23 protein-coding genes are annotated in these 21,324 nt (G+C 52.8%); 11 read left to right on the forward strand and 12 right to left on the reverse strand.

Annotated features, from left to right (window positions below; all coding sequences use genetic code 11):
* Positions 1-2: 2 nt before the first annotated feature.
* Positions 3-488: a GNAT family N-acetyltransferase gene (locus SIB68_RS08815; RefSeq protein ID WP_011131607.1), complete on the forward strand. Its 486-nt coding sequence runs from the start codon at positions 3-5 to the stop codon at positions 486-488.
* On the opposite strand, the gene SIB68_RS08820 is transcribed toward SIB68_RS08815, so the two are convergent.
* The 5 genes from SIB68_RS08820 to SIB68_RS08840 all read right to left on the reverse strand — a co-directional run bounded on the left by SIB68_RS08820 (position 481) and on the right by SIB68_RS08840 (position 5,555).
* Entirely contained in the window at positions 481-1,587 is a 1,107-nt protein-coding gene (locus SIB68_RS08820) for an anthranilate phosphoribosyltransferase family protein (RefSeq protein ID WP_011131606.1), read from the reverse strand. The two genes, SIB68_RS08815 and SIB68_RS08820, sit on opposite strands and share 8 nt — an antisense overlap.
* Before the next feature lie 450 nt (positions 1,588-2,037).
* Positions 2,038-2,760, reverse strand: coding sequence for a hypothetical protein (locus tag SIB68_RS08825; protein ID WP_063399948.1), 723 nt, complete (start codon positions 2,758-2,760; stop codon positions 2,038-2,040).
* A 12-nt stretch (positions 2,761-2,772) separates the two neighbouring features.
* The gene (locus tag SIB68_RS08830; protein WP_063400040.1) at positions 2,773-3,663 is read right to left on the reverse strand and encodes a formate/nitrite transporter family protein; all 891 of its coding nucleotides are present in this window, start codon (positions 3,661-3,663) and stop codon (positions 2,773-2,775) included.
* Between the two features lie 67 nt (positions 3,664-3,730).
* Positions 3,731-3,874, reverse strand: coding sequence for a hypothetical protein (locus tag SIB68_RS08835; RefSeq protein ID WP_063399949.1), 144 nt, complete (start codon positions 3,872-3,874; stop codon positions 3,731-3,733).
* Positions 3,875-3,926: 52 nt separating this feature from the next.
* Positions 3,927-5,555 carry a ferredoxin--nitrite reductase gene (locus SIB68_RS08840; protein WP_063399950.1) on the reverse strand — a complete coding sequence of 543 codons (1,629 nt, stop codon included), beginning with the start codon at positions 5,553-5,555 and terminating at the stop codon, positions 3,927-3,929.
* A 696-nt stretch (positions 5,556-6,251) separates the two neighbouring features.
* Between SIB68_RS08840 and SIB68_RS08845 the strand changes: the two genes are divergently transcribed.
* Both SIB68_RS08845 and cobA read left to right on the forward strand, forming a co-directional pair.
* Positions 6,252-7,037, forward strand: a complete 786-nt coding sequence (locus SIB68_RS08845) for a CbiX/SirB N-terminal domain-containing protein (protein ID WP_413681827.1) — start codon at positions 6,252-6,254, stop codon at positions 7,035-7,037.
* Positions 7,034-7,819: a uroporphyrinogen-III C-methyltransferase gene (gene cobA / locus SIB68_RS08850; RefSeq protein ID WP_011131601.1), complete on the forward strand. Its 786-nt coding sequence runs from the start codon at positions 7,034-7,036 to the stop codon at positions 7,817-7,819. Before SIB68_RS08845 ends, cobA begins: the two co-directional genes overlap by 4 nt.
* 42 nt (positions 7,820-7,861) lie before the next feature.
* Here cobA and ureC read toward each other — a convergent pair whose 3' ends face one another.
* Genes ureC through SIB68_RS08870 form a run of 4 tightly spaced genes read right to left on the reverse strand, consistent with a single transcriptional unit; the run spans position 7,862 to position 11,230 of the window.
* A complete protein-coding gene (gene ureC, locus SIB68_RS08855) occupies positions 7,862-9,586 on the reverse strand; it encodes an urease subunit alpha (protein ID WP_063399952.1) in 1,725 nt (574 codons plus the stop codon).
* A 36-nt stretch (positions 9,587-9,622) separates the two neighbouring features.
* Positions 9,623-9,940: an urease subunit beta gene (locus SIB68_RS08860; protein WP_011131599.1), complete on the reverse strand. Its 318-nt coding sequence runs from the start codon at positions 9,938-9,940 to the stop codon at positions 9,623-9,625.
* Between the two features lie 9 nt (positions 9,941-9,949).
* Entirely contained in the window at positions 9,950-10,252 is a 303-nt protein-coding gene (locus SIB68_RS08865) for an urease subunit gamma (RefSeq protein ID WP_011131598.1), read from the reverse strand.
* A gap of 18 nt (positions 10,253-10,270) precedes the next feature.
* Entirely contained in the window at positions 10,271-11,230 is a 960-nt protein-coding gene (locus tag SIB68_RS08870; protein WP_063400041.1) for an urease accessory protein UreD, read from the reverse strand.
* 83 nt (positions 11,231-11,313) lie between these two features.
* Here SIB68_RS08870 and ureE point away from each other — a divergent pair, with 83 nt between their 5' ends.
* From ureE to urtE, 8 genes are all read left to right on the forward strand, one after another.
* Positions 11,314-11,826, forward strand: coding sequence for an urease accessory protein UreE (ureE, locus tag SIB68_RS08875; protein ID WP_063400042.1), 513 nt, complete (start codon positions 11,314-11,316; stop codon positions 11,824-11,826).
* Positions 11,826-12,509 carry an urease accessory protein UreF gene (locus SIB68_RS08880; protein ID WP_063399953.1) on the forward strand — a complete coding sequence of 228 codons (684 nt, stop codon included), beginning with the start codon at positions 11,826-11,828 and terminating at the stop codon, positions 12,507-12,509. Before ureE ends, SIB68_RS08880 begins: the two co-directional genes overlap by 1 nt.
* On the forward strand, positions 12,509-13,123 hold the full coding sequence (gene ureG / locus SIB68_RS08885) for an urease accessory protein UreG (RefSeq protein ID WP_063399954.1): 615 nt from the start codon (positions 12,509-12,511) through the stop codon (positions 13,121-13,123). Before SIB68_RS08880 ends, ureG begins: the two co-directional genes overlap by 1 nt.
* 111 nt (positions 13,124-13,234) lie before the next feature.
* Positions 13,235-14,530 carry an urea ABC transporter substrate-binding protein gene (gene urtA, locus SIB68_RS08890; protein WP_063399955.1) on the forward strand — a complete coding sequence of 432 codons (1,296 nt, stop codon included), beginning with the start codon at positions 13,235-13,237 and terminating at the stop codon, positions 14,528-14,530.
* A 98-nt stretch (positions 14,531-14,628) separates the two neighbouring features.
* Positions 14,629-15,783 carry an ABC transporter permease subunit gene (locus SIB68_RS08895; protein WP_063399956.1) on the forward strand — a complete coding sequence of 385 codons (1,155 nt, stop codon included), beginning with the start codon at positions 14,629-14,631 and terminating at the stop codon, positions 15,781-15,783.
* Positions 15,784-15,787: 4 nt separating this feature from the next.
* Positions 15,788-16,915 carry an urea ABC transporter permease subunit UrtC gene (gene urtC / locus SIB68_RS08900; RefSeq protein WP_063399957.1) on the forward strand — a complete coding sequence of 376 codons (1,128 nt, stop codon included), beginning with the start codon at positions 15,788-15,790 and terminating at the stop codon, positions 16,913-16,915.
* Positions 16,912-17,664: an urea ABC transporter ATP-binding protein UrtD gene (gene urtD, locus SIB68_RS08905; RefSeq protein ID WP_063399958.1), complete on the forward strand. Its 753-nt coding sequence runs from the start codon at positions 16,912-16,914 to the stop codon at positions 17,662-17,664. The genes urtC and urtD overlap by 4 nt, the downstream gene beginning before the upstream one ends.
* 43 nt (positions 17,665-17,707) lie before the next feature.
* Positions 17,708-18,415: an urea ABC transporter ATP-binding subunit UrtE gene (gene urtE / locus SIB68_RS08910; protein WP_063400043.1), complete on the forward strand. Its 708-nt coding sequence runs from the start codon at positions 17,708-17,710 to the stop codon at positions 18,413-18,415.
* Between the two features lie 30 nt (positions 18,416-18,445).
* On the opposite strand, the gene SIB68_RS08915 is transcribed toward urtE, so the two are convergent.
* Genes SIB68_RS08915 through queC form a run of 3 tightly spaced genes read right to left on the reverse strand, consistent with a single transcriptional unit; the run spans position 18,446 to position 21,320 of the window.
* Entirely contained in the window at positions 18,446-19,306 is an 861-nt protein-coding gene (locus tag SIB68_RS08915) for an aminotransferase class IV (protein ID WP_063399959.1), read from the reverse strand.
* Entirely contained in the window at positions 19,303-20,643 is a 1,341-nt protein-coding gene (locus tag SIB68_RS08920; RefSeq protein ID WP_063399960.1) for an anthranilate synthase component I family protein, read from the reverse strand. The genes SIB68_RS08915 and SIB68_RS08920 overlap by 4 nt, the downstream gene beginning before the upstream one ends.
* A complete protein-coding gene (gene queC, locus SIB68_RS08925; protein WP_063400044.1) occupies positions 20,640-21,320 on the reverse strand; it encodes a 7-cyano-7-deazaguanine synthase QueC in 681 nt (226 codons plus the stop codon). The genes SIB68_RS08920 and queC overlap by 4 nt, the downstream gene beginning before the upstream one ends.
* Positions 21,321-21,324 lie beyond the last annotated feature (4 nt).

Consider the following 21,324-nt stretch of genomic DNA (forward strand, 5'->3'; position numbering starts at 1 on the left):
TTGTGACTTGTCGCCGCTTAAGACCCCTTACAAAAACTGATCATTTTGTTGTCAGGGAGATTTATGCCGATGCGATTGAATCTCAAGGGGGAGGCTTGTATTCCCCTGTTCAGATCAGTGCTTGGGCAGCCTTGGCTTGGTTACCAGGAGTTCTGGATCGGCCACTGATTGAAGGACGAGGTTGGTTGAGTCTTGAGAACGACGAGGTTGAGGCTTTCGCTCTTCGTTATCCCTCTGATCGTTTGGCGTTGCTGTATTGCCGGGGCCGGTCTGCTCGTTGTGGCCATGCCACTGCGTTGCTTGAACAGGTAGAAGCTGAAGCCTTGCAGGAAGGAGAGCTAATCTTGGTGACGGAAGCCAGTTTGTGTAGTCACCCTTTGCTGTTGAAGTGGGGCTGGATTGAAATGTCTAAGGAAGTGATTCAGATCGGAGGTGTGAGTTTCGATCGTTATCGCATGGCGAAAAACCTACAGGCTCGCTTCAAATGATGGTTTCTCTCCAAGCAATGAGCTGCTCAAGCGTGGTTTGGGCTAAGCCTGATTGCAGACACTTTTCAGCATGAGCGATACCTTCATCGAGGTTGTCGGCCAGGCCAGCTAACCATAGGTAGGTACCAGCATTCCAGAGGAGGGGCTGACTTAATGGCCCGCGATTGTGCAGAGCTTCCATTGCCTGTTCGCTCCACTCCGTCAGGTTGCTCCACTCAACGTCTTGGCTAAAGCAGCCATGGTTACGGGGGTGGAGGATGAGTCGTTCTGGCTTGCCATTTTGAACTCGGGATGTGATGCAAGCTCGACTGATGGGAAGGTCTGTGCTTCCTTCGAGCCCTTTCACAGTCACGAGATTTGTTTCACCTGCTAGCGCAAGGGCTTTCCAGGCCCGCTCTTCGGTGGGGGGATGCACGAAGCCGCTGACGAGTAAATGCTTTCCTTGATGTGCTGTCCAAAGCAGCTCCAAACTGGCCACAGGCGGTCGCTTGCCGATGTCGTCGCGATAACTGATCAAGCTTTCGGCTAGCGGGAAGTGATCTGGCTGGTAAATCAGTGCCAGACCATGTTGTTGAAAGCCAGCTTCTAGGTTTGCTATTGATAGGCCTTGGAGTTGTAGCCCTAAGGCTTTGAATAACTCTTCTGTGGTGACGCCATATTTGATTGGCATACGCTGCCCCCCTTGCAAGACGACGGGTTGACCAGCGTTGAGTAGGACCAGTGCTGTGAGCGGATAAATCGGGGCTGTTCGCTTGCGGCCGTCGAATGGCATGCCAAAGCAAATGGGTCGTTTCTGGCCATTGGCTGATTTCAGTTTGGGTCCAAGCACTCTGTATGTATCCAGCATGCCGGCGAGTTCCTGGGGCTCGGGTCGACGAATGCGATGGGCGATGAGGAAGGCGCCAATTTGAGCAGGGCTGGCTTGGGCTGTAAGGATGAGATGCAAGGCATCAGCTGATTCTTCACGGCTCATGCCACGACTGGTTTGCTCTCCACTTCCCACCTTCCTGAGGTGGGCTTTGAAGCGTTCACGGCCGGATAATTCGGGGCATGTGGTCACGATTGATTGCCGGAACTCATTGGATCTTTCTGTAGTCATGTAGCTGCGTGGAGTAGCGATTAAGACATCCTTGTGACATGTCTGCTTGGCACAGGCCTAATTGACTCCGTTGGGCTTTAGGAATCACTTCAACGATAAAGCGAGGCTGTTTGCATTTCAGCGTAGTTATGTTTTTTAAGTGCAAGGTTCGAATCTGCAAAGTTTTTGCGCTGGGGTATTGATCAAAGTTGAGACTAGTTTTATGCTATATTTTTATTTGATTACAGGGCTTTTGATTGCAAGGGTTCGGCATGCATCTTGCATAGAAGATTAATCTAACAGTAAGAGCGCTTTTTGTGGCAGCGTAGTTCTGCTTTTCAGTAGTTGATTGGTGTCAATGAAATGAATCATCAGATGCGATTGCTTTTGTTTGGATTGCAGTTTTCATTTATTGCCATCATCCTCTTTTTGATTCAATAACCCATATTGGCGTATCCGTTGGCTATGGATTTATTGCCATGATCTGTATTGCTGAGCAAGTTGTTTTTTGGCTAGGTCTCGATGGAGATCAGTCGGCAGACTTTGGCTGAGCTTGAACAGGTTTGATTGACTACTGGATGTGCCGATGCAGCCCAGGGCTAGTAATGCTGCTCGTGTTGTAGCTTCGGAACCTTTTCTTGCCACTTCGGCAATGCGGTTGCTGATGTCGGCACCATCGCGTCGTTGCAGAATTCGAATGGTGCTTAACACCACCGGATCGCGTATGTCGTTGAGGAGGTCGTCAAGGAGGTTCAGCAGCTCGTCATCGCTGAGTTGGTATGCCTTGAAGTTCAACAACTCCAGACCAGCGATGCGCATTGCTTGGGAAGGTTCTCTGAAAATCCTTTTTATCAGCAAAGTTGGCACGATTGCTCCCCAGCAGGCCATTGCTTGTAGTACCTCGAGCTCCAGTTCTTCTTGATCACCAAGTTGTTGGATGAGCCAGTCTCGAGCCTCAGGTTGATGGCAGAGGCCAGCTGCATGGATGAGTTCGGACTGCTTACCATGTTGCTTAAGCAGGGTTTTTAATATTCCCCAGCCATCATCACCAAGTAAGCCCAGTCTTTCGGCTAAGGCTTTACGTAGATCAGCAGAAAGGCTGGGGCAGTAAACATTCCCCAGCCAGTCTGGTTCTAGAGGAGCCTTGCCTACTTTATTGAGACGTTCCCAGAGAACGGCTTCATCGAAGCTCATGAATGTTCTAGATCAGCGTGCGCCTAGTTCGGCGGCGAGTTCACGTTCCAGCTTCTCATCGTGAACCGTCGGCAGTACGTTGCTCATTTGGGTGCGATGGGTGCTGTAGAAGAGCATGCCGATAAACACCATCCCGCCAATGATGTTGCCGAGGGTGACTGGAATGAAGTTCCAAACGATTACCTGGCCAAAAGAAACGCCTGAACCAAGCATGGGTCCGGCGGTGTGCAGGAACATGTTCACCACGATGTGCTCCATTCCCATGGTTTGGAATGCTGTGATCGGTAGCCAGCAGGCGAGGATCTTTCCTGGAACGCTCTTGCTTACCAAGGCCATCGTGACCCCAAGACAAACCAGCCAGTTGGCAATCATGCCGCGTAGGAACGCGAGGAAGAAACCAGTGCTGCCTAGGTCTTGATATTTGGCCACGACATTGGCCTTATTGAGTGCCATGATCTTGGCGGCAACCACGGCCCAACCTTTGCCCCCATCGGCTGCCGCAAGTGGCTCAACTGTGCCTGCGCTGGTCAGGCTTGTGGCGAGTAATAGAGCCACCAATGCACAGCCGATGAAATTGCCAATCCAAACCCATATCCAGTTACGGAAGGTTGCTTGCCATGTGCTTTTCCCAGCCCAGGTTGCCATTGGCAATAAGGCGAAGTTGCCTGTGACTAGCTCCATGCCGAAGAGCACGATGCTGGCAAACCCAAAGGGGAAGAGAACGGAGCCTAGAAATGGCATTCCAGACTGGACTCCTACGGTGATGGCTAAGCAGGTGGCTAGGCCAAGAATCGCTCCTGAATAGAAACCACGTACCAGCAGATTTTTAATACTCACACTGGATTTTTTTCCGCCGGCAGTAATCATGCCGTCGACGAGTTCATTGGGCAGGACGTAGTCCATTTGGGATGTGTTCACATCCATGGCAGTTCTCGTTGGGGTGGGGTGTTGAAGGAAGGAATTGAGAGTTTCAGCCGCTGATTCGGTTCATCAGGCGTGAGAAGAGATCTCGGCCACCTTCTTTTTGATTGATTGCAGGCTTGTCATGACCGCTGTTGCTGAACCAGTTGACAAAGCGAGAGAAAAGATCACGTGCTTGGGAAGTCGATTGCATGGTGGGGCTTGATAGGTGATTGATCTAGGAACGGTGGTTTAGCGATCGCAGCTCAAGGGGATGGGCTGCTGTTTTCGCCTAAATTGCTGAACCAGTTCATGAAGTTGGAGAAAGGGTCGCTGTTTTGCTTCGGTTGGCTACGAGGTTGAGCACCGAAGCGTTCGATCAGTAATTCCCGCAGTACGTCTTTCAGTTCGCTGCCAGGAATGGCTTTGCGATGCAGTGTTCCGATTTGGGCGTCCGGCCCTTGTCTGCCTTCAAGGCTGAGGTCATAGGCCTCAACCATGCCTTGGCCCCCGTTTGGTGCACGGGCTTTGGTTCCTGTGAGGCCGATTGCGCCCATGTAGGCCTGGCCACAACTGTTGGGACAGCCAGTCCAATGGACTTTTATTTCCTCAGGGAGGATGAGTTCTGCATCCAGTTCATGGGCCATTGCCATTGCCTGATCTTTGGTGTTTGTAAGGGCGAAGCTGCAGTACGTATTTCCTGTGCAGGAGACAGTGCCGGCGGCAATGGAACCGGGCTCAAGTGGAAAACGCTGTAGCAGTGGATCAGCTTGAAATTTGTCGAGGTTGGTAGTTGATAGCCCCACCAAAATGATGTTCTGGTCTTCTGTAAGACGAATTTCACCACTGCCATAGTTAAGACTGGCGCTAGCAAGATCCTGAAGATCTTCTGCGCTTAATCGTCCAACGGGTACATGCATGCCGGCGTAGTGAAGCCCTGTTTGTTTCTGAGGGTGGATTCCGTAAAAAGAGCGTGGCTTGTCGTCAAATACAGAACCGGGATCAGGTGTTAGCGGTCCAAATGTTTCCGCCACCATGGTGCGAAACGCTTCGATGCCCACGCTGTCGAGGTACATGCGAAACCTGCCCTTAGGGCGATTGTTACGCTCACCGTTATCTCGCCATAACGTTAGAATAGTGCCGGTGAGTCGACAGATTTCATTGGGTTTAACCCAGGCATTTAAAGGCAGCGCATAGTCATTCATCTGCGAGGAGAGGATCCCTCCGAGCCAGACGCCGAAACCCATCACCCCATCGTGTTCCACTGGATGGAAGATGATGTCGTTATGGAGCAGGAAATTATCGCGGGCCCCTGCAACTGCCGTATTCCATTTGCGGGGAAGGTTGGAGAATTCATGGTTTCCTTTCCCTTGATTCGTGAGGAAATTTTGTAGTTCAGTTGTGTATGGGCGAGTATCAACAATTTCAAGAGGGTCAATCCCAGCCAGTGGATTTCCTGTGACATTGCGTGGGTTATCAAAACCTGATTGGATTGTGTTGAGACCTGCCTCTTCAAGACGTTTGAGGATTTCGGGAAGATCACTCAGTAAAACACCACGAAGCTGTAGGTTTTGTCGTGTTGTGATGTCGCAACTGCCGTCTTCTCCGTAGCGACCCACGATTGAGGCCACTACTTTTATTTGGTGGCTATTGAGAACACCATTGGGTATCCTTAGCCGTAGCATAAACTTGCCAGGGGTTTTGGGTCGCCAGAACATTCCATACCATTTCAGGCGCAGTTCGAGGTCTGTTTTATCGACCTGTTCCCAACCTACCTGAGCAAAGGTTTCAAGTTCATCACCAACATCTAAGCCATCTTTAAAAGCTTTGTTTTGCTCAATTTTGTTGAGCTTCTTCCCTTGGAGAAATTGTTTCGCAGGAGAGCTAATAACCATGAAATTTTGTTGAAATTAAACTTGAAAAGAAGTGATCATGTTTTTTGAAACTTTATTCGCCTATTCGATAGCCATGGTTTTTAGGCCCTGCCTTTATTGAAGCAAGGGTGAGTTGCGAATGGAGTCATTAAGCCTGATGGAAGAGGGTATTGGCGGTATCAGATTGAACAAAACTGAGCATTTGTGTGAAATTCAAAATTTGGTGTCTTTGTGTACATTCTGAACCCGGCTGATGTTGGCAACTAGAGGTGTTGAGGAGTGAGGCCACGCTGCGAATGGAGTCATTAAGCCTGATGGAAGAGGGTATTGGCGGTATCAGATTGAACAAAACTGAGCATTTGTGTGAAATTCAAAATTTGGTGTCTTTGTGTACATTCTGAACCCGGCTGATGTTGGCAACTAGAGGTGTTGAGGAGTGAGGCCACGCTGCGAATGGAGTCATTAAGCCTGATGGAAGAGGGTATTGGCGGTATCAGATTGAACAAAACTGAGCATTTGTGTGAAATTCAAAATTTGGTGTTTATCGATACATCTAGGTGCACAAGTTTCCTTCTTTATGGTTGCTGTGTGTAAATTTTAAGTGATTTCAGTATTGGCGGCCTATCTCTCCCAACCAGCGGATTGTGCCTTGTCTGAGCATTTTCCATACACGGTTCATGGCAGCTAAATCCCTTTCGAAGTCACTGTTAAAGCGTTTTGAGCGGGTTGCACCCTGTCTGCCTTGGCGACCACTCGTCCTCAACCGAGTTTGCGACTGTGTTCGATAGCGACGGGATGCCATGGTTGCAGTCGACTATTAAGACTGGAATGACTTCACCAGTTTCGGATGTCTTAGATCCGTGGCCGTTGTTACGAAAGCATGAGGAGGTTGGTTGTAAGCGCGCTTTGCGTTACATCGTGCATGGCCGTGCTGGTGGGTATGTTCCTTCTTGTGTGCGTTCTTTTGCTCTGCAGGTCGCGCAACGTCGTGGCACACCTGTGCTTGTAGAGGCCTTAACGGCTACTGATCGCCATGAGCAGATTGCAGATCCTATTTGGCTGGTTCCTTTGTTGTTGCTGCCTGGTTCTCATGTTCGAGAGGATGTGCCGTTGCTTCGTCAGCGACTTCAGCAACAGGGTGTGAACACCAGGTTGGTGCCTTTCTTGGGTGCCTGGCCCTCTTGGTGGCGATTGTTACAGGAGTGGGTGCAGCGTCAGGCTTGTCGTGATGGCTCTCTTGTTTTGGTTCATCATCCCCTTCGCCAGGGTGTTGCTCATCGCTATTTAAGTTTGCTGCAGCAGCGGCTGGCGTTGCCCATGCTTTCCTGGGACGACTGGCATGCTGATGTCGCTTCAGCGAAGGAGGCATCCACGCCTCTTTTTCTTGCCTTGGCGCCAATCCAGATTACGCAGACGCTGCGCGATTCTGGGGTGATGACTTCCCTACTTGAGATTGAGTTATTTCGTTTCGGTTTGATTGATTTGCTGGCTGCATTGCCATGAGCTCTTTGGACTTTGGCACTGTGTATTTGGTGGGTGCAGGCCCTGGTGATCCTGATTTGCTCACACTGAAGGCTTATCGTCTGCTTCGCCAATGCGGAGCCTTGGTTCACGATGCTCTGGTGCCTAAGGAAGTACTCGAGTTAGTGCCCGAGTCTTGTGAACGGCATTTTGTTGGTAAACGTCGAGAACGTCATTGGGTTCCACAGTCCAAGACAAATGAGTTGCTTGTTGAATTGGCTCAGAGTCATTCCTGTGTAGTACGCCTAAAAGGTGGTGATCCTTTTCTGTTTGGGCGGGGTGGTGAGGAGGCCGCCTATTTGCAGAGTCATGGGGTATCGGTGGAGGTGGTCCCTGGGATTACAGCGGGGATGGCTGCGCCGGCCTATGTGGGCATTCCTCTGACCCATCGTTGTGGGGGTAGTTCTGTCACCTTTGTGACAGGTCACGAGAAGATCGACAAACAGCGCCCTTCTGTGAATTGGAAGGATCTTGCTAGTGCAAGTGACAGTCTGGTGATTTATATGGGTTTGCATAACCTTGCTTATATCGTCGAAGAGTTGATTGCCGGTGGACTCGATCCAGCTACGTCCGCAGCAATCATTCAACAGGGCACTGTCGTAGGTCAGCGCTACCTCAAAGCTCCCTTGGAACAGTTGGTTCAAAGGGTGCAGAGCGAAGGGTTTGCAGCGCCGTCGATTGTGATTGTGGGTGCAGTAGTTGATGAACAGGTTGCAGAGTGTGCTCCTCAGCCGGCTGAGGTTGTGATGCCGATCAAGTCTTGATCTATTACTTAGCAACCTAAAGGTAGATGTTGGATTTAGCGTTTAAAGTAGGAGATATCGCTGGGCCATTGGTAGTTCTTCTGCGGGGTCGCATGTGAGTAAATCGCCGTCGGCGAACACCTCGTAAGTTTGTGGATCTACCTCTACTTTTGGTAGTGAATTGTTGTTGTGCATTTCTGCTTTGCCGATCGTGCGGGTGTTCAGAACGGGAATGCAGGCACGTTGCAGCCCCAGCTTGTTGGGAAGATCTGTTTCGATGGCCGCTTGGCTCAGGAAGGAGAGGCAGCTGGGGGCAAGGGCTTTGCCGAATGCTGCAAACATTGGTCTGCCATGGACCGGTCCAGGTGTTGGAATCGAGGCATTAGCATCGCCCATTTGCGCCCAGATGATTGACCCGCCCTTGATGACAAGTTCTGGCCGCACGCCGAAGAAGCCTGGCTTCCAGAGCACCAGGTCTGCCAGTTTGCCTACCTCTACTGAGCCAACATGGTTGTCAATGCCGTGGGCAATGGCGGGGTTGATCGTTACTTTGGCGATGTAGCGCTTTAGGCGGTTGTTGTCGTTACGAGTGCCACGTGGATTGGCAGCATCTTCTGGCAGAGGGCCTCTCTGAACTTTCATCTTGTGAGCGGTTTGGAATGTTCTGGTAATCACCTCTCCGACTCGTCCCATCGCTTGGGAATCACTGGCAATGATGCTGAAGGCACCGAGGTCGTGGAGAATATCTTCCGCAGCGATGGTTTCGCGACGGATGCGCGATTCGGCAAAGGCCACATCTTCAGGAATCGCTGGATCTAGGTGGTGGCAAACCATGAGCATGTCGAGGTGCTCTTCCAGGGTGTTGCGGGTGTAAGGCCGGGTTGGATTTGTGGAGCTGGGCAGCACGTTGCTTTCACCACAGATACGGATGATGTCTGGTGCATGGCCTCCACCGGCCCCTTCGGTATGGAAGGTGTGGATGGTGCGTCCGCCGATGGCTCGGATTGTGTCTTCTACAAAACCTGCTTCATTGAGCGTGTCTGTGTGGATGCAGACCTGAACATCAAAGCGATCGGCTACCGAAAGACAGCAGTCAATAGCTGCTGGAGTGGTACCCCAGTCTTCGTGGAGTTTGAGGCCGCAGGCTCCAGCTAGCACTTGCTCCTCTAGAGCTTCAGCTGTACTGGCATTGCCTTTACCAAAGAAGCCAAGATTCATCGGCAATCCTTCAGCTGCTTGCAGCATGCGGCTGATGTGAAAGGCGCCAGGTGTACAGGTAGTGGCATTGGTGCCTGTTGCCGGACCTGTACCACCACCGAGCATGGTGGTAACGCCGCTAGCCAGGGCAGTCTCGATTTGCTGTGGGCAAATGAAATGGATGTGGCTATCGATGGCGCCGGCGGTCACGATGTGACCCTCTCCAGCAATGGCTTCAGTGCCTGGGCCGATCACAATGTCAATCCCGTCAGTGATGTCGGGATTGCCAGCCTTGCCGATGGCAACGATCCGTCCGTCTCGTAGGCCGATATCTGCTTTGACGATCCCCCACCAGTCGAGGATCAGGGCATTGGTGATCACGGTGTCAACAGCACCATTGGCGCGGGATTGCTGGGATTGCCCCATGCCGTCGCGGATCACTTTCCCTCCACCGAATTTGACTTCTTCGCCGTAGGTGGTGAAATCGCGTTCCACTTCCAGGATCAACTCGGTGTCTGCTAGGCGTATGCGGTCACCTGTGGTGGGGCCGTAGGTTTCGGCGTAGGCCTGGCGATCGATCCGGTAGGCCATAGCAATGCAGCGAAAGGGACGAGGTGTAGAAGCAGTTCAGTCGAGGGGTCCGTTGACCAGACCGTTGAAACCAAAAACCTTGCGGTGACCAGCAAGGGCAACCAGGCGCACGTCACGTTCGTCGCCGGGTTCGAAGCGGATCGCTGTTCCAGCAGGGATGTCCAATCGGTGCCCCCGTGCAGCATCACGATCGAAGTGCAGAGCTGTATTGGTCTCGAAAAAGTGAAAGTGGGAGCCAACTTGGATCGGTCGATCGCCACTATTGGCCACGCGCAGGGTGAGGGTTGGCCGGTTGCTGTTGAGTTCAAGCGTGCCCGGTTCAGGAATCAGTTCACCGGGGATTAGCGGAGGCATGGGGATTTTTTAGCGGATGGGGTCGTGGAGGGTGACCAATTTGGTGCCGTCCTTAAAGACGGCTTCGATTTGCACCTCCGGGATCAGTTCGGGAACACCATCCATCACCTGATCGCGACGCAGCCAGGTGCTGCCTTCGGCCATCAGCTCCGCGACGGATTGGCCGTCACGAGCGCCTTCGATGACAAGGAAGCTGAGCCAGGCCACTGCTTCGGGGTGGTTGAGCCGCAGGCCGCGGTTGAGGCGTCGTTCTGCAAGCAGGGCAGCGGTGACGATCAGGAGTTTGTCTTTTTCCTGGGGGCTGAGGTGCATGGAAGCCAGGATTTCATTTCAGTGTGGCGAGGCAGAAGGCGATTGATGGTTCTTTGTGAACCTTTCGTTTGAGAACGTTCCCTCTTCTTGCAGGGGCCATTCTCGTGGAGGTTGAGGAGTGCTTAGCCGCCGTAGCTGGCGTGTGCGGGCCCAGAGGCGGGAAAACCATTGGCGCGCGGCTTGGCTTGATGGCCCTATATATCGGGCCACTAAGCCTTGATCGAGACCACCACAAGCCATGGAACCTTCTAGGTTTGCGCGATCTGTTCGACAGTTCCGCAGAAGTATCTCCATCACGTCGGCAGTCAGAGGATTCGGTGCGGCCCAAACAAAAGATCCGAACACGGGCTGTGTCCCCATGCCGTGCAAACTCTGCAGCACTTCGCTGTTGAGCTCGAGTTGATCGACTAGTTCCCATTGACGACCGATCGGGGTTTGTCGGCAGATCTCCAGGTTTGACCTCCAGGCGCCTTCGTTCAGTGTTTCTCCAGCAGCTGTGCGACCTAGGCGCACCACTTCGGCGCAGAGAAAACTGGCTTTTGGTTGCAGTTCGACTTGCATCCGTTGCTTGTAGAGGCCTCCTTGAAAAACCACGAGCTCTTGGGGTAACCATTCCAAGTCAGCATTGGTTTCTAGTTCGAAGTGACACTCTTGACTTGCCCAGCGGCCTTTGGGGTGTTGTTTGGAGCGGCCTACGGAGCCATAGACCTTCTGGGCAGCCACACTCGTGACCAGGCCGCGGCTGTCTGCTCCAGCTTTGATATTCACACTGAGCTGATCTCCTCCGACCAAACCCCCTGCGGTGTGAAGTAAGGGCAGTTGACAGCGGCCGTCGTGATCAAGATTGGCACGCTGAATCTTGAATGGAGCCGTGCATTGGCTCTGATGCACGGTGAGCCGGGATTGAAGATCGTCTGTCGCAGTTTTGCTGATCAGTTGCAGGGAACATTGGCCGTGCCAGGGTCTATCGCCAGTCATCGGAGCACGCTGTGATCGAGCACGGTTTAACTCTTTAGCAACACTCACGGATGGAGCAGTTGCCGTTTGGCAGGCTTATGGTCATGAGCTTGGTCGATTTTCCTTCTCTGGATACTGTTCCGGTGCTCACCCGCAGGCTTGATGCTGTTGGGGTTGAGGCTTGTATGGAATTGCCTCTTACTGCTGAAGAACGCACACGTTTGCGAGGGCTGCGATGCACGGCTTGTGGTCAGTCCGTCTTATTGCAATTGCCGCGGCAGGGCCCATTGCAGCCTGGAGAAAGTTTGGCTGCGGCGGAAGGTCCTGTTTTGGTGAGGGTGGTCGCTGCTCCTGAGAAACTCTTGGTGGTTAGGGCTCCTTCAGAACTGGCTTTGCTTGAGGCGGCTTATCACTTGGGTAATCGTCACGTGGCACTAGAGCTACGCACGCAGCAGCTGCGTTTGCTAGATGATCCTGTCTTAGCCGATCTGCTGCGGGTGCGTGGCTTGGCTTTGGAGTCTCTGATGGAGCCATTTTATCCGGAGCCTGGGGCCTATCAAGGCGTCCATAGCCATGATCACCAGCCCATTGATGGGCAGCAACAACGTCATCATTGATGAGCAGTCTCGCTTTGCTTCAGCTTGTTAGCCCTGCTTTGCCGGTGGGTGCGTTCAGTTATTCGGAGGGTTTGGAACTGCTGGTGCAGCGTGAGCAGCTTCAGGATCGAGCAACTTTGGCAAGTTGGTTGGAGGCGGAGCTCAGTCGCGGGCAGGTCATGATCGAAGCTGCTGCTTTGCGTCCGCTGCGTCATTCCCTCAGCCAATGGAAGGTGAGTGCTGAGCAGGACAGAGTTGACCATGGCACTGCTGTGCGGGATTGGGCTCAATGGTTGATTGCACTGCGAGATGCGGCTGAAGTAAGAGCGCAGCAACAGCAGATGGGTCGATCTCTTTTGCAGTTGTTAGCCGATCTGGGTCATCCTCTCCCTGATGGAGGAGTGGATTTTGGTTGGCCAGTGGCGTGGGCTTGGGCTGGTTTGTCTTGGGACATAACGCCTCTGGAGGTTGTGCAGGGTTACCTGTTTGGCTGGGTGGCTAATCAGCTCAGTGCGGCCGTGCGTCTTGTTCCGCTGGGGCCAACTGAGGCACAACGGTTGCAGCGTCAGCTTCAGCCGCTCATTGAAATGCAGGCCAGTAGCTTGCTTCATGTGGATCCACAGCAGCTTTGGTGTGGAGGAGTGGGTTCTGCTATTGCACAGCTCTCCCATGCTGAGCTTTATTCCCGATTATTCCGAAGCTGATGAGTAGCAAACTGCGTTTAGGTGTGGCTGGCCCGGTGGGTTCGGGTAAGACAGCTCTAGTGGAGGCAATCTGTCGCCGTCTACGAGATCAGTTGCAATTAGCAGTTGTCACCAATGACATCTATACCCAGGAAGATGCAGAGTTCTTGACGCGTGTTGGAGCTCTTGAGCCAGAGCGTATTCGCGGAGTGGAAACAGGCGGTTGTCCTCATACTGCTATTCGTGAGGATTGTTCGATTAATCGCGCGGCCGTAGAAGATCTGGAGCGAAATTTTCCAGATCTTGATGTTGTGCTTGTTGAGAGTGGTGGCGATAATCTTGCCGCCAGCTTCAGTCCAGAATTGGTGGACCTTTGCATCTATGTGATTGATGTGGCGGCTGGCGACAAGATCCCTCGCAAGGGTGGTCCGGGGATTACCCGCTCGGATTTATTGGTGATCAACAAGATTGATCTTGCTGTCCATGTCGGGGCCAGCTTGGAGGTGATGGAGCGCGATACGACGCGGATGCGGGGAGAGCGCCCTTGGTGTTTCACCAACTTGCGGAGCGGCGATGGCCTGGAGAGTGTGCTGCAATTTTTGTTGCAACAGATACCAAATCGACCTGAGCAATGATCAGCGCAAAGGGCTTTGTATCATTCACTACAGAATCATGCCTGCCTGATCTTTACGTTCCCCAAGCCGCCCGAATAGGCGTGCTCCATATTCTGCCTATCTACGGTTTCGATGAACGTTTCATTCTCAAAGCGCCTTGTAGCTGGCTTCGCCGCAACCGCCGTTGGTGTCAGCATTACGGCTTGCGGTGGTGGTAGTGATAAAACCGCTAACACCGATTTCGACGACTCGGTCACGGTTGGTATCCTCCATTCCTTAAGTGGCACCATGGCCATCTCGGAGTCCACCCTTGTGGACACAGAGAAAATGGCGATTGAAGAGATCAACGCTGCCGGTGGGGTTGAAGTTGATGGCAAGAATTACAAGATCGACTACATCGTTGAAGATGGCGCTTCTGATTGGCCAACCTTCGCTGAGAAGTCCAAGAAGTTGATCGATCAGGACAGTGTTCCTGTGGTCTTTGGTGGTTGGACTTCCGCAAGCCGTAAGGCGATGCTGCCGGTTTACGAATCGAAGAATGCATTCCTCTATTACCCGATTCAGTACGAAGGCCAGGAGTGTTCCAATAACATCTTCTACACAGGTGCGACTCCGAATCAGCAGTCGGAGCCTGCAACCAAGTTCATGTTCGAGAAGTCGCCTGCTGCTGGCAAGCCCTTCTTTCTTGTAGGTTCTGATTACGTTTTCCCTCGCACCTCCAATACCATCACTAAGGAGCAGGTCAAAGCTCTGGGTGGGAAAGTGGTCGGAGAGGATTATTTGCCTCTCGGCAACACTGAAGTGGCGCCGATCATTGCCAAGATCAAGAAGGCATTACCTGACGGTGGTGTGATCATCAACACCCTCAATGGTGACCAGAACGTCGCTTTCTTTAAGCAGATTCAGGATGCCGGACTTACTCCTGAGAATGGCTACTACGTGATGAGCTATTCCATCGCGGAAGAAGAGATCAGCACGATCGGGCCTGAGTTCCTTGAGGGACACTATGGGGCTTGGAATTACATGATGTCGATTGATACGCCTGCTTCGAAGAAGTTTGCATCTGACTTCAAGGCCAAATATGGCAATGACCGTCAGGTTGCTGACCCTCAGGAGTCGGCTTACAACATGGTGTATCTCTGGAAAGCTGCGGTCGAGAAGGCCAATAGCTTTGATGACGACAAGGTACGTGAAGCTTTGATCGGAATTGAGTTTGATGCGCCTCAGGGCCCTGTGAAAGTGATGCCAAACCATCACCTGTCCCAGACCGTACGTATCGGCAAGATCACCAAAGATGGTCAGTTCGAGATTCTCGAAGAGACAGATGGCCCTGTTGCTCCACAGGCTTGGAACCAGTTCGAGCCCAGTTCTAAGGGCTATGCTTGCGACTGGACTGACGCCAACAAAGGCGAGAAGTACAAGCTTTGATTACCTTGTCAAGGCGTTTTTCCGCTTTGGCATTGTTTGGGAGGAGTCCGGAAACGGACTCCTCCTTTCGTCGTTTTTCCGGTCTCTGAACTTCGCCCGTGCAACTGCTTCTTGAAAGTCTTTTCAATGGTGTGGCCATCGGCTCGGTGCTGCTGGTTGCTGCCCTCGGACTGGCGATAGTCTTCGGCCTGATGGGTGTCATTAACCTCGCCCATGGCGAGTTGATTATGCTCGGGGCCTACACCACTTATGTAGTACAGCTGATCTTCAAGCTGCCTGCTCTGCAGTCTGTCTACAACGCTTATGTGTTGGTGGCGATTCCTCTGGCCTTCATCGTTAGTGGTGTGGTTGGTATCTTGCTAGAACGCACCGTGATTCGTCGTCTCTACGGCAACCCGTTGGAGACATTGTTGGCAACATGGGGCGTTAGCCTGATTCTGCAGCAGTTTGTGCGCAGTTTTCCATTGGCTTATGCGGCTGGCTTGGTGCTGGCGTTAGTGCTTGGCTTCAGTCTGCCGATCATTCTTCCTGACAAGCTTTTGGAGGGGCCGCGGGCCCGCCTGGTGCGTGCTGGAAGCTGGCTTGTGTCGGCTCTGGCTGGGGTGTTACTGGCGGGTGGTTTGGCCTCTCAGATCAGTCGTATCGCTCGTGCGACCTCTCGCAATGTCGATGTCACGGCACCTAAGTGGATGCGTGGGGGGATTGAACTATCGGGCATGACCTTCCCTGTACCACGCTTGGTGATCATTGTGATCACGATCCTCGCTGTACTCGGTATCACCTGGTTCTTGAATCGCAGTGTGTGGGGGATGCGCATCAGGGCAGTGACTCAGAATCGTTCCATGAGTGATTGCCTTGGCATCTCAACCGATACCGTGGATGTGCTTACCTTTGGTATCGGCTCCGGTTTGGCTGGCGTCGCTGGGGTAGCGGTGTCTTTGTTGGGATCCGTGGGACCCAACGTTGGCACTTCTTATATCGTTGGTTGCTTCATGGTGGTGGTGCTTGGAGGCGTCGGAAATCTGTTCGGCACCGTGTTGGCCTCCTTTGCTATTGGGGTGCTAACAGACCTGATCGGTGCTGGCCGTTTGCTCAGTATCTGGCCTTCGATGCCTGCGCCTTTGGCGAGCGTGGTTGATTTTTTTGCTACCACGAGCATGGCTCAGGTGATGGTGTTTGCGTTGATTGTGGTGTTCCTTCAGTTCCGTCCTGCTGGTCTTTTTCCCCAGAGGGGACGCATGGTGGAGGCTTAAATCAATGTTGAAAGCGTTTCAACAACGCCGTTGGCCCCTGGTGATTGTCTGGGTCTTGATCGTTGCTGCGATTGTGGCGGCGCCTGCAGTGGTGTCGGTATTTGGGCTCAACCTGCTCGGTCGTTTTCTCTCTCTCTCGATCGTGGCCCTCGGCATCGATTTGATTTGGGGTTTTACAGGCTTATTGAGCCTGGGCCAGGGCATCTTCTTTGCGCTCGGTGGTTACGCAGCCGCAATGTACCTGCAGCTCAACAGTTCGAGCGAACAACCCAATGGTATTCCAGAGTTCTTCGGCCTATATGGGGTGGATCAACTGCCTGGATTTTGGCAGCCGTTTCATTCGCCTTGGTTCACGCTGATTGCCATCTGGTTGATCCCTGCACTGCTTGCCGCGCTGTTAGGCAACTTGGTGTTCCGCAACCGGATCAAGGGAGTTTATTTTTCGATTCTTACCCAGGCCGCCTTGCTGGTTTTCTTTAATTTCTTCAACGGACAGCAGAAACTGATCAATGGCACCAACGGTCTTAAGACCGATGTCACAGAGCTTTTTGGCCAGCAGGTGGGCTCTGCATTAATGCAGCGAGGCTTCTTCTGGTTAACGGCCGTGATGGTTATCTTGGCCTGGTTGGCTGTGCGCTGGGTGGTGCGTGGCCGTTTTGGTGAAGTGTTGATCGCCATTCGCGATGACGAGCCGCGTTTGCGTTTTGCTGGTTACAACCCCACCTTGTTTAAAACCATCGTGTTTGCGATGGCTGGTGGCTTGGCCGGCATCGGCGGTGCTCTTTACACCGTGCAGTCCGGCATCGTCTCGCCGCAATACATGACTGTTCCCTTCTCAATCGACATGGTGATTTGGGTGGCAGTTGGCGGACGCGGAACTTTGATTGGTGCCATTCTTGGAGCCCTAGTCATTAATTTGGCGAGGAGCCAAATCAGTACGGTTTGGCCAGAAGGCTGGCTATTTATCCTGGGAGGCTTGTTTATTCTCGTCGTTACGGCACTACCAGAAGGTGTTGTGGGCTGGTGGCAGGCGGGTGGGCCACGCAACCTGCTTACTCGCTTGGGTGTCGCGCGCAGGATCGGTACCTATCCACGATTGGAAATGGATGGCAAGGAGGAGGTGAAGTCATGACAACGGCTTTGCTTGAGCTGCGTCAAATCAGTGTCAGCTTTGATGGCTTTATGGCACTGCGTGATCTCAATCTCAGCCTGCAGCCAGGAGAATTGCGTGCCGTGATTGGTCCCAACGGTGCAGGCAAGACCACCTTCCTTGACGTGATCACTGGCAAGCTTCGACCAACGTCAGGTGATGTTTTGTTTAAGGGCCAATCTCTTTTAAACAAGCCGGAACACAGGATTGCGCGGCTTGGCATTGGTAGGAAGTTTCAGAGCCCGAGAGTCTTCGAAAACCTCACTGTTGAGGAAAACCTCGCCTTGGCGGTCAGTCATCCAAAGCGTCCTTGGCCACTCTTAAGCGCAGGTCTTAGTGCTGTTGAGCGCGATCGCATTGCCCATTTGATGGGTATCGTTTCGCTGCAGCAGCGTGCGCATCAAGTTGCTGGATCGTTGTCTCATGGGCAGAAGCAGTGGTTGGAGATCGCCATGCTTGTGGGTCAGTCTCCTGACCTGTTATTGGTTGATGAACCAGTTGCTGGTTTGACGGATGAGGAAACTGATCTCACCGCGGATCTGCTTAAGTCTCTCGTTGGTGAGCACACTGTTTTGGTGATTGACCATGATATGGAGTTCATCCGGCGCCTGGAGAGTCAGGTTTCTGTTCTTCATCAGGGTCACGTTCTCTGCGAGGGCTCGATGGATCAGATTCAGTGTGATCCACGCGTGATCGAGGTTTACCTAGGTCGCAATGAGGAGGCTGCTTGATGCAGAGATTTCTACCTATGCCGTTCATGATTTGGTTAAGCCGATGACCATACTCGAGATTCGGGGCTTGAATACCTACTATGGAGAGAGTCATATCCTTAGGGATGTCGACCTCACCGTGAAAGCTGGTGAGATGGTCTGCTTGATCGGCCGCAACGGTGTAGGTAAGACCACCTTATTGAAATCGTTAATCGGTCTGTTGCGTCCTCGTAGTGGAGAGATTCTTTTTAACGGCGCAGGCTTGGATCGCCATCCTCCGCATCAGCGGGCTCGTGCAGGCATTGGTTATGTGCCTCAGGGGCGAGAAATTATTCCCCATCTTACGGTGGAGGAGAACCTGATGCTGGGGATGGAGGCATTGCCCGGCGGCTTGGCTCGTAACCACAGCATTGACCCGCTTGTCTATGAGTTGTTCCCGATTCTGCAGGAGTTTTTGCCGCGTAAGGGCGGAGATCTCAGCGGTGGGCAACAGCAGCAGCTTGCGATTGCTCGGGCTCTGCTTGGTAAGCCGAAATTGCTCCTGCTAGATGAACCGACGGAGGGTATTCAGCCCAATATCGTTCAAGACATTGAAAGAGCTGTTCGACGCATTATTGCCGAGACAGGGATTGGCGTTCTTTTGGTAGAGCAGCATCTGCACTTTGTTCGTCAAGCTGATCGTTACTACGCCATGCAACGAGGTGGCATTGTGGCCAGTGGTCCGACCAGCGACCTTAGTCAGGCGGTGGTGGATCAATTCCTAAGTGTATGAGTGCGTATGGAGATGTTTAGGGGTGGGGCATTAATCTGTATGCCTGGGAGAAGTGTCAGTGTTGTTGGGTTTTAAGAGGGAGTACCAAAGGCCTTCAGGATCCAACCATGCTCTGAGCAGATGATCATTGATCTTCACGATGGGTTGGCAGTTGAGGCTATTAATTAGGAGCCATTGATCATCTTTTTCTGGTGTGGCTTCTAGTTGAGTTTCTTGCAGCCATCCATGTTCGAGTCCCTGTTGCCGCATTACACCTGGTAGACAGCCACTGGCAAGACGAGGTGTGAGCCAATGATTGTTTCGTCGCACGATGAGGTTGGCGGTACTGCCACAACAAAGTTCACCGCTTGTGCTGAGCAGTATGGCCTCATCGCAATTCGCTTTCTGTGCTTCGTGGCGGGCTTGTATCGCTTGACCGTAGGCGAAGGTTTTGTAACGACTCAAGCGACTATTGGCGTTACGACGCTCATGGCAACTGATCATCGTCGTCAGTGGAGTAAAGCAGGGCTCCATTGCATTCAGCTCTAGCCAGAAGCGATGGGTTGTTGATTTCGGGTTGTCCTGGGGCAGGCTGATGCCTCGGCTTGAACTATCGCCACGGCTCCAGTTGAGGCGCAGGGCCCCATTGCCATTGTCCAAGTTGCATTGTTTTAGGCCCTCTTTGATCAGAGGTGTCAACCATTGCGCTGTAGGCGGGGGGGCCATCCCTAGCAGGCATGCGCTGGTCTGCCAGCGGCTGAGATGAGCATTGAGGAGTTGTGGATGTCCATCAAGGATCAGAATTGTCTCAAAGATTCCATCGGCAAGCTGCAGGCCTCGATCTCTTAGAGGAAGAGCGAGCTCCGCAGTGCTACCCCAGCTGCCATCGATCCAGGCAATCTGGTTTTTCATTGCAGTGCCTCCAGTAGTGGCAGCAGTTTCCAGTTCAGCTCATCAGCTTCGCAATAGGGGTCGGAACCGGTCACGATGCCGCAGCCGGCATGGGCTCGTAACGTGTTCCCCTCGAGCAACATCGAGCGAATCAGAATGCTGCTGTCGAGCTGCCCATCCCAGTTGAGATGCAACAACGAGCCGCAATAGGGCCCGCGTGCTGTCGGCTCTAGTTCGTGCAATCGCTGGCAGGCGCGCAGCTTGGGGGCACCGCTGATGGAGCCTCCAGGCCAGCAGGCTTGTAGTAGGTCTACCCAAGATTGGTTTGATCGAAGCCGTCCTTGCACTACTGAGGTGAGGTGATGCACATGGGGATAGGTCTCAAGGCCTACCAATTGAGGCACTGTGATGGAGCCGGGTTGACAGACTCGCCCTAGATCGTTGCGCAATAGATCGACGATCATCACGTTTTCAGCTCGATCTTTGCTGCTGCAAACAAGATCAGCTGCCAGATCAGCGTCTTGGCTTTGGTTGTGGTGGCGTGGTCGGGTCCCTTTGATTGGTCGCGTTTCAACTTCTCCTGTTGGGAGTGCTTTTAGGAAACGCTCTGGAGAGGCGGAGATCACGGCTTCACCTTTTGCAAGGCCTGCAGCTATCACGAGGCCGGCAAAGGGAGCTGGGTTGTGGTGGCGAAGTTTTAGGAAAAGGTCTACGGCGAAGCTTCCTGAAGGGATCGTGGTGGTACAGCAAGCGCTGAGATTGGCCTGGAAAATATCGCCGCTCGCAATCCAATCTCGGATCTGTTGCACATCACGTGCATAGTCAGCTCTAGTGGTGAGCCATTTCCATGCATTGACGGGAATGTTGAGGTCTGTTGTTGCAAGTGACGACTCATCTTTGCTGTTTTCAGCTGCATTCTCAGATTGCTGGGCTTCTAGCCAGTTAGCCAGTTCTTGCAGTCGTTTGGGATGACACCCTTCGATCCAGAGCTGATGCTTTTGCAGGTCGAATCGCAGTACTGGGTCATGTTGCGCCATCCACAGAGTTGCCATGGAATCTTTTTTCCACGGATTTTTGGGTTCTATCCAGGCTCCTGCTTCGTAGCTGAGCCAGCCTGTCCAGTGGCCTGGTTCTAGATCACGCAGTACCTCAAAAGGATTGCTGGAATCTTTTTCGCCAGGGATTCCTTGGCAACAAATCTGATTAATGGGATCGACTGCCAGAGTCGCCCAACGACCCAGACCACTGCCGTCTCCATCCAGCCACACAAGCCCAGCTTCTCCCCAAGTTTTGGTGAGTTGTTTTGCCAACTTCGCTGGTTCTTGCCAGCGGCAAAGTCGCCGCTCCAGAGCAGTCATGGTGTCGGCTTGCTGCAGAGATCTGATCTACCAGCCTCGCTCAAAGCTGCATCGCGGATGCGGCAGCTGTCGCACATGCCGCAGGCATGATCGCCTCCGCTATAGCAGCTCCAAGTTTTTTCGATTGGTACGCCTAGCCGCAGCGCCTCTTGCACAATCTGTTTCTTGTGCCAATGCATGAGTGGAGCCCAGAGTTTGATCCCATGTCCTTCACGGCCAGCCTTATTGGCCAGATCAGCCAAGGCCTGATAGGCCTTGAGATAGTCAGGTCTGCAGTCTGGGTAGCCGGAGTAGTCCATTGCATTGACCCCTAATACCAGCCGATTGGCATTACTGGCTTCGGCAAGACTGAGGCCAATGGCAATGAAGACGGTGTTGCGTCCGGGTACGTAAGTGTTGGGGATCACTCCGTCAACGACTCCTTCACTGGGTACTGTTTGCGTTAGATCGGTGAGGGAGGAGCCTCCCCAACTGCCAAGGTTGACACTGATTACATGGTGTTCAGTTAGACCCATGTGGGCTGCTATCGCGTTAGCGGCTTGTAGTTCTTTGCGATGTCGTTGCCCGTAATCGAAGGATAGTCCGATCACTTTTTGACCTGCTTCCATGGCCAAAGCAGCGGCAGTCGCTGAATCAAGTCCGCCTGAGAGCAGGGCAATGGTTTTGGAGTCGCTCATGCGG

The sequence above is a fragment of the Prochlorococcus sp. MIT 1323 genome, assembly GCF_047304905.1.
In the GTDB taxonomy this organism is placed as follows: domain Bacteria; phylum Cyanobacteriota; class Cyanobacteriia; order PCC-6307; family Cyanobiaceae; genus Prochlorococcus; species Prochlorococcus marinus_D.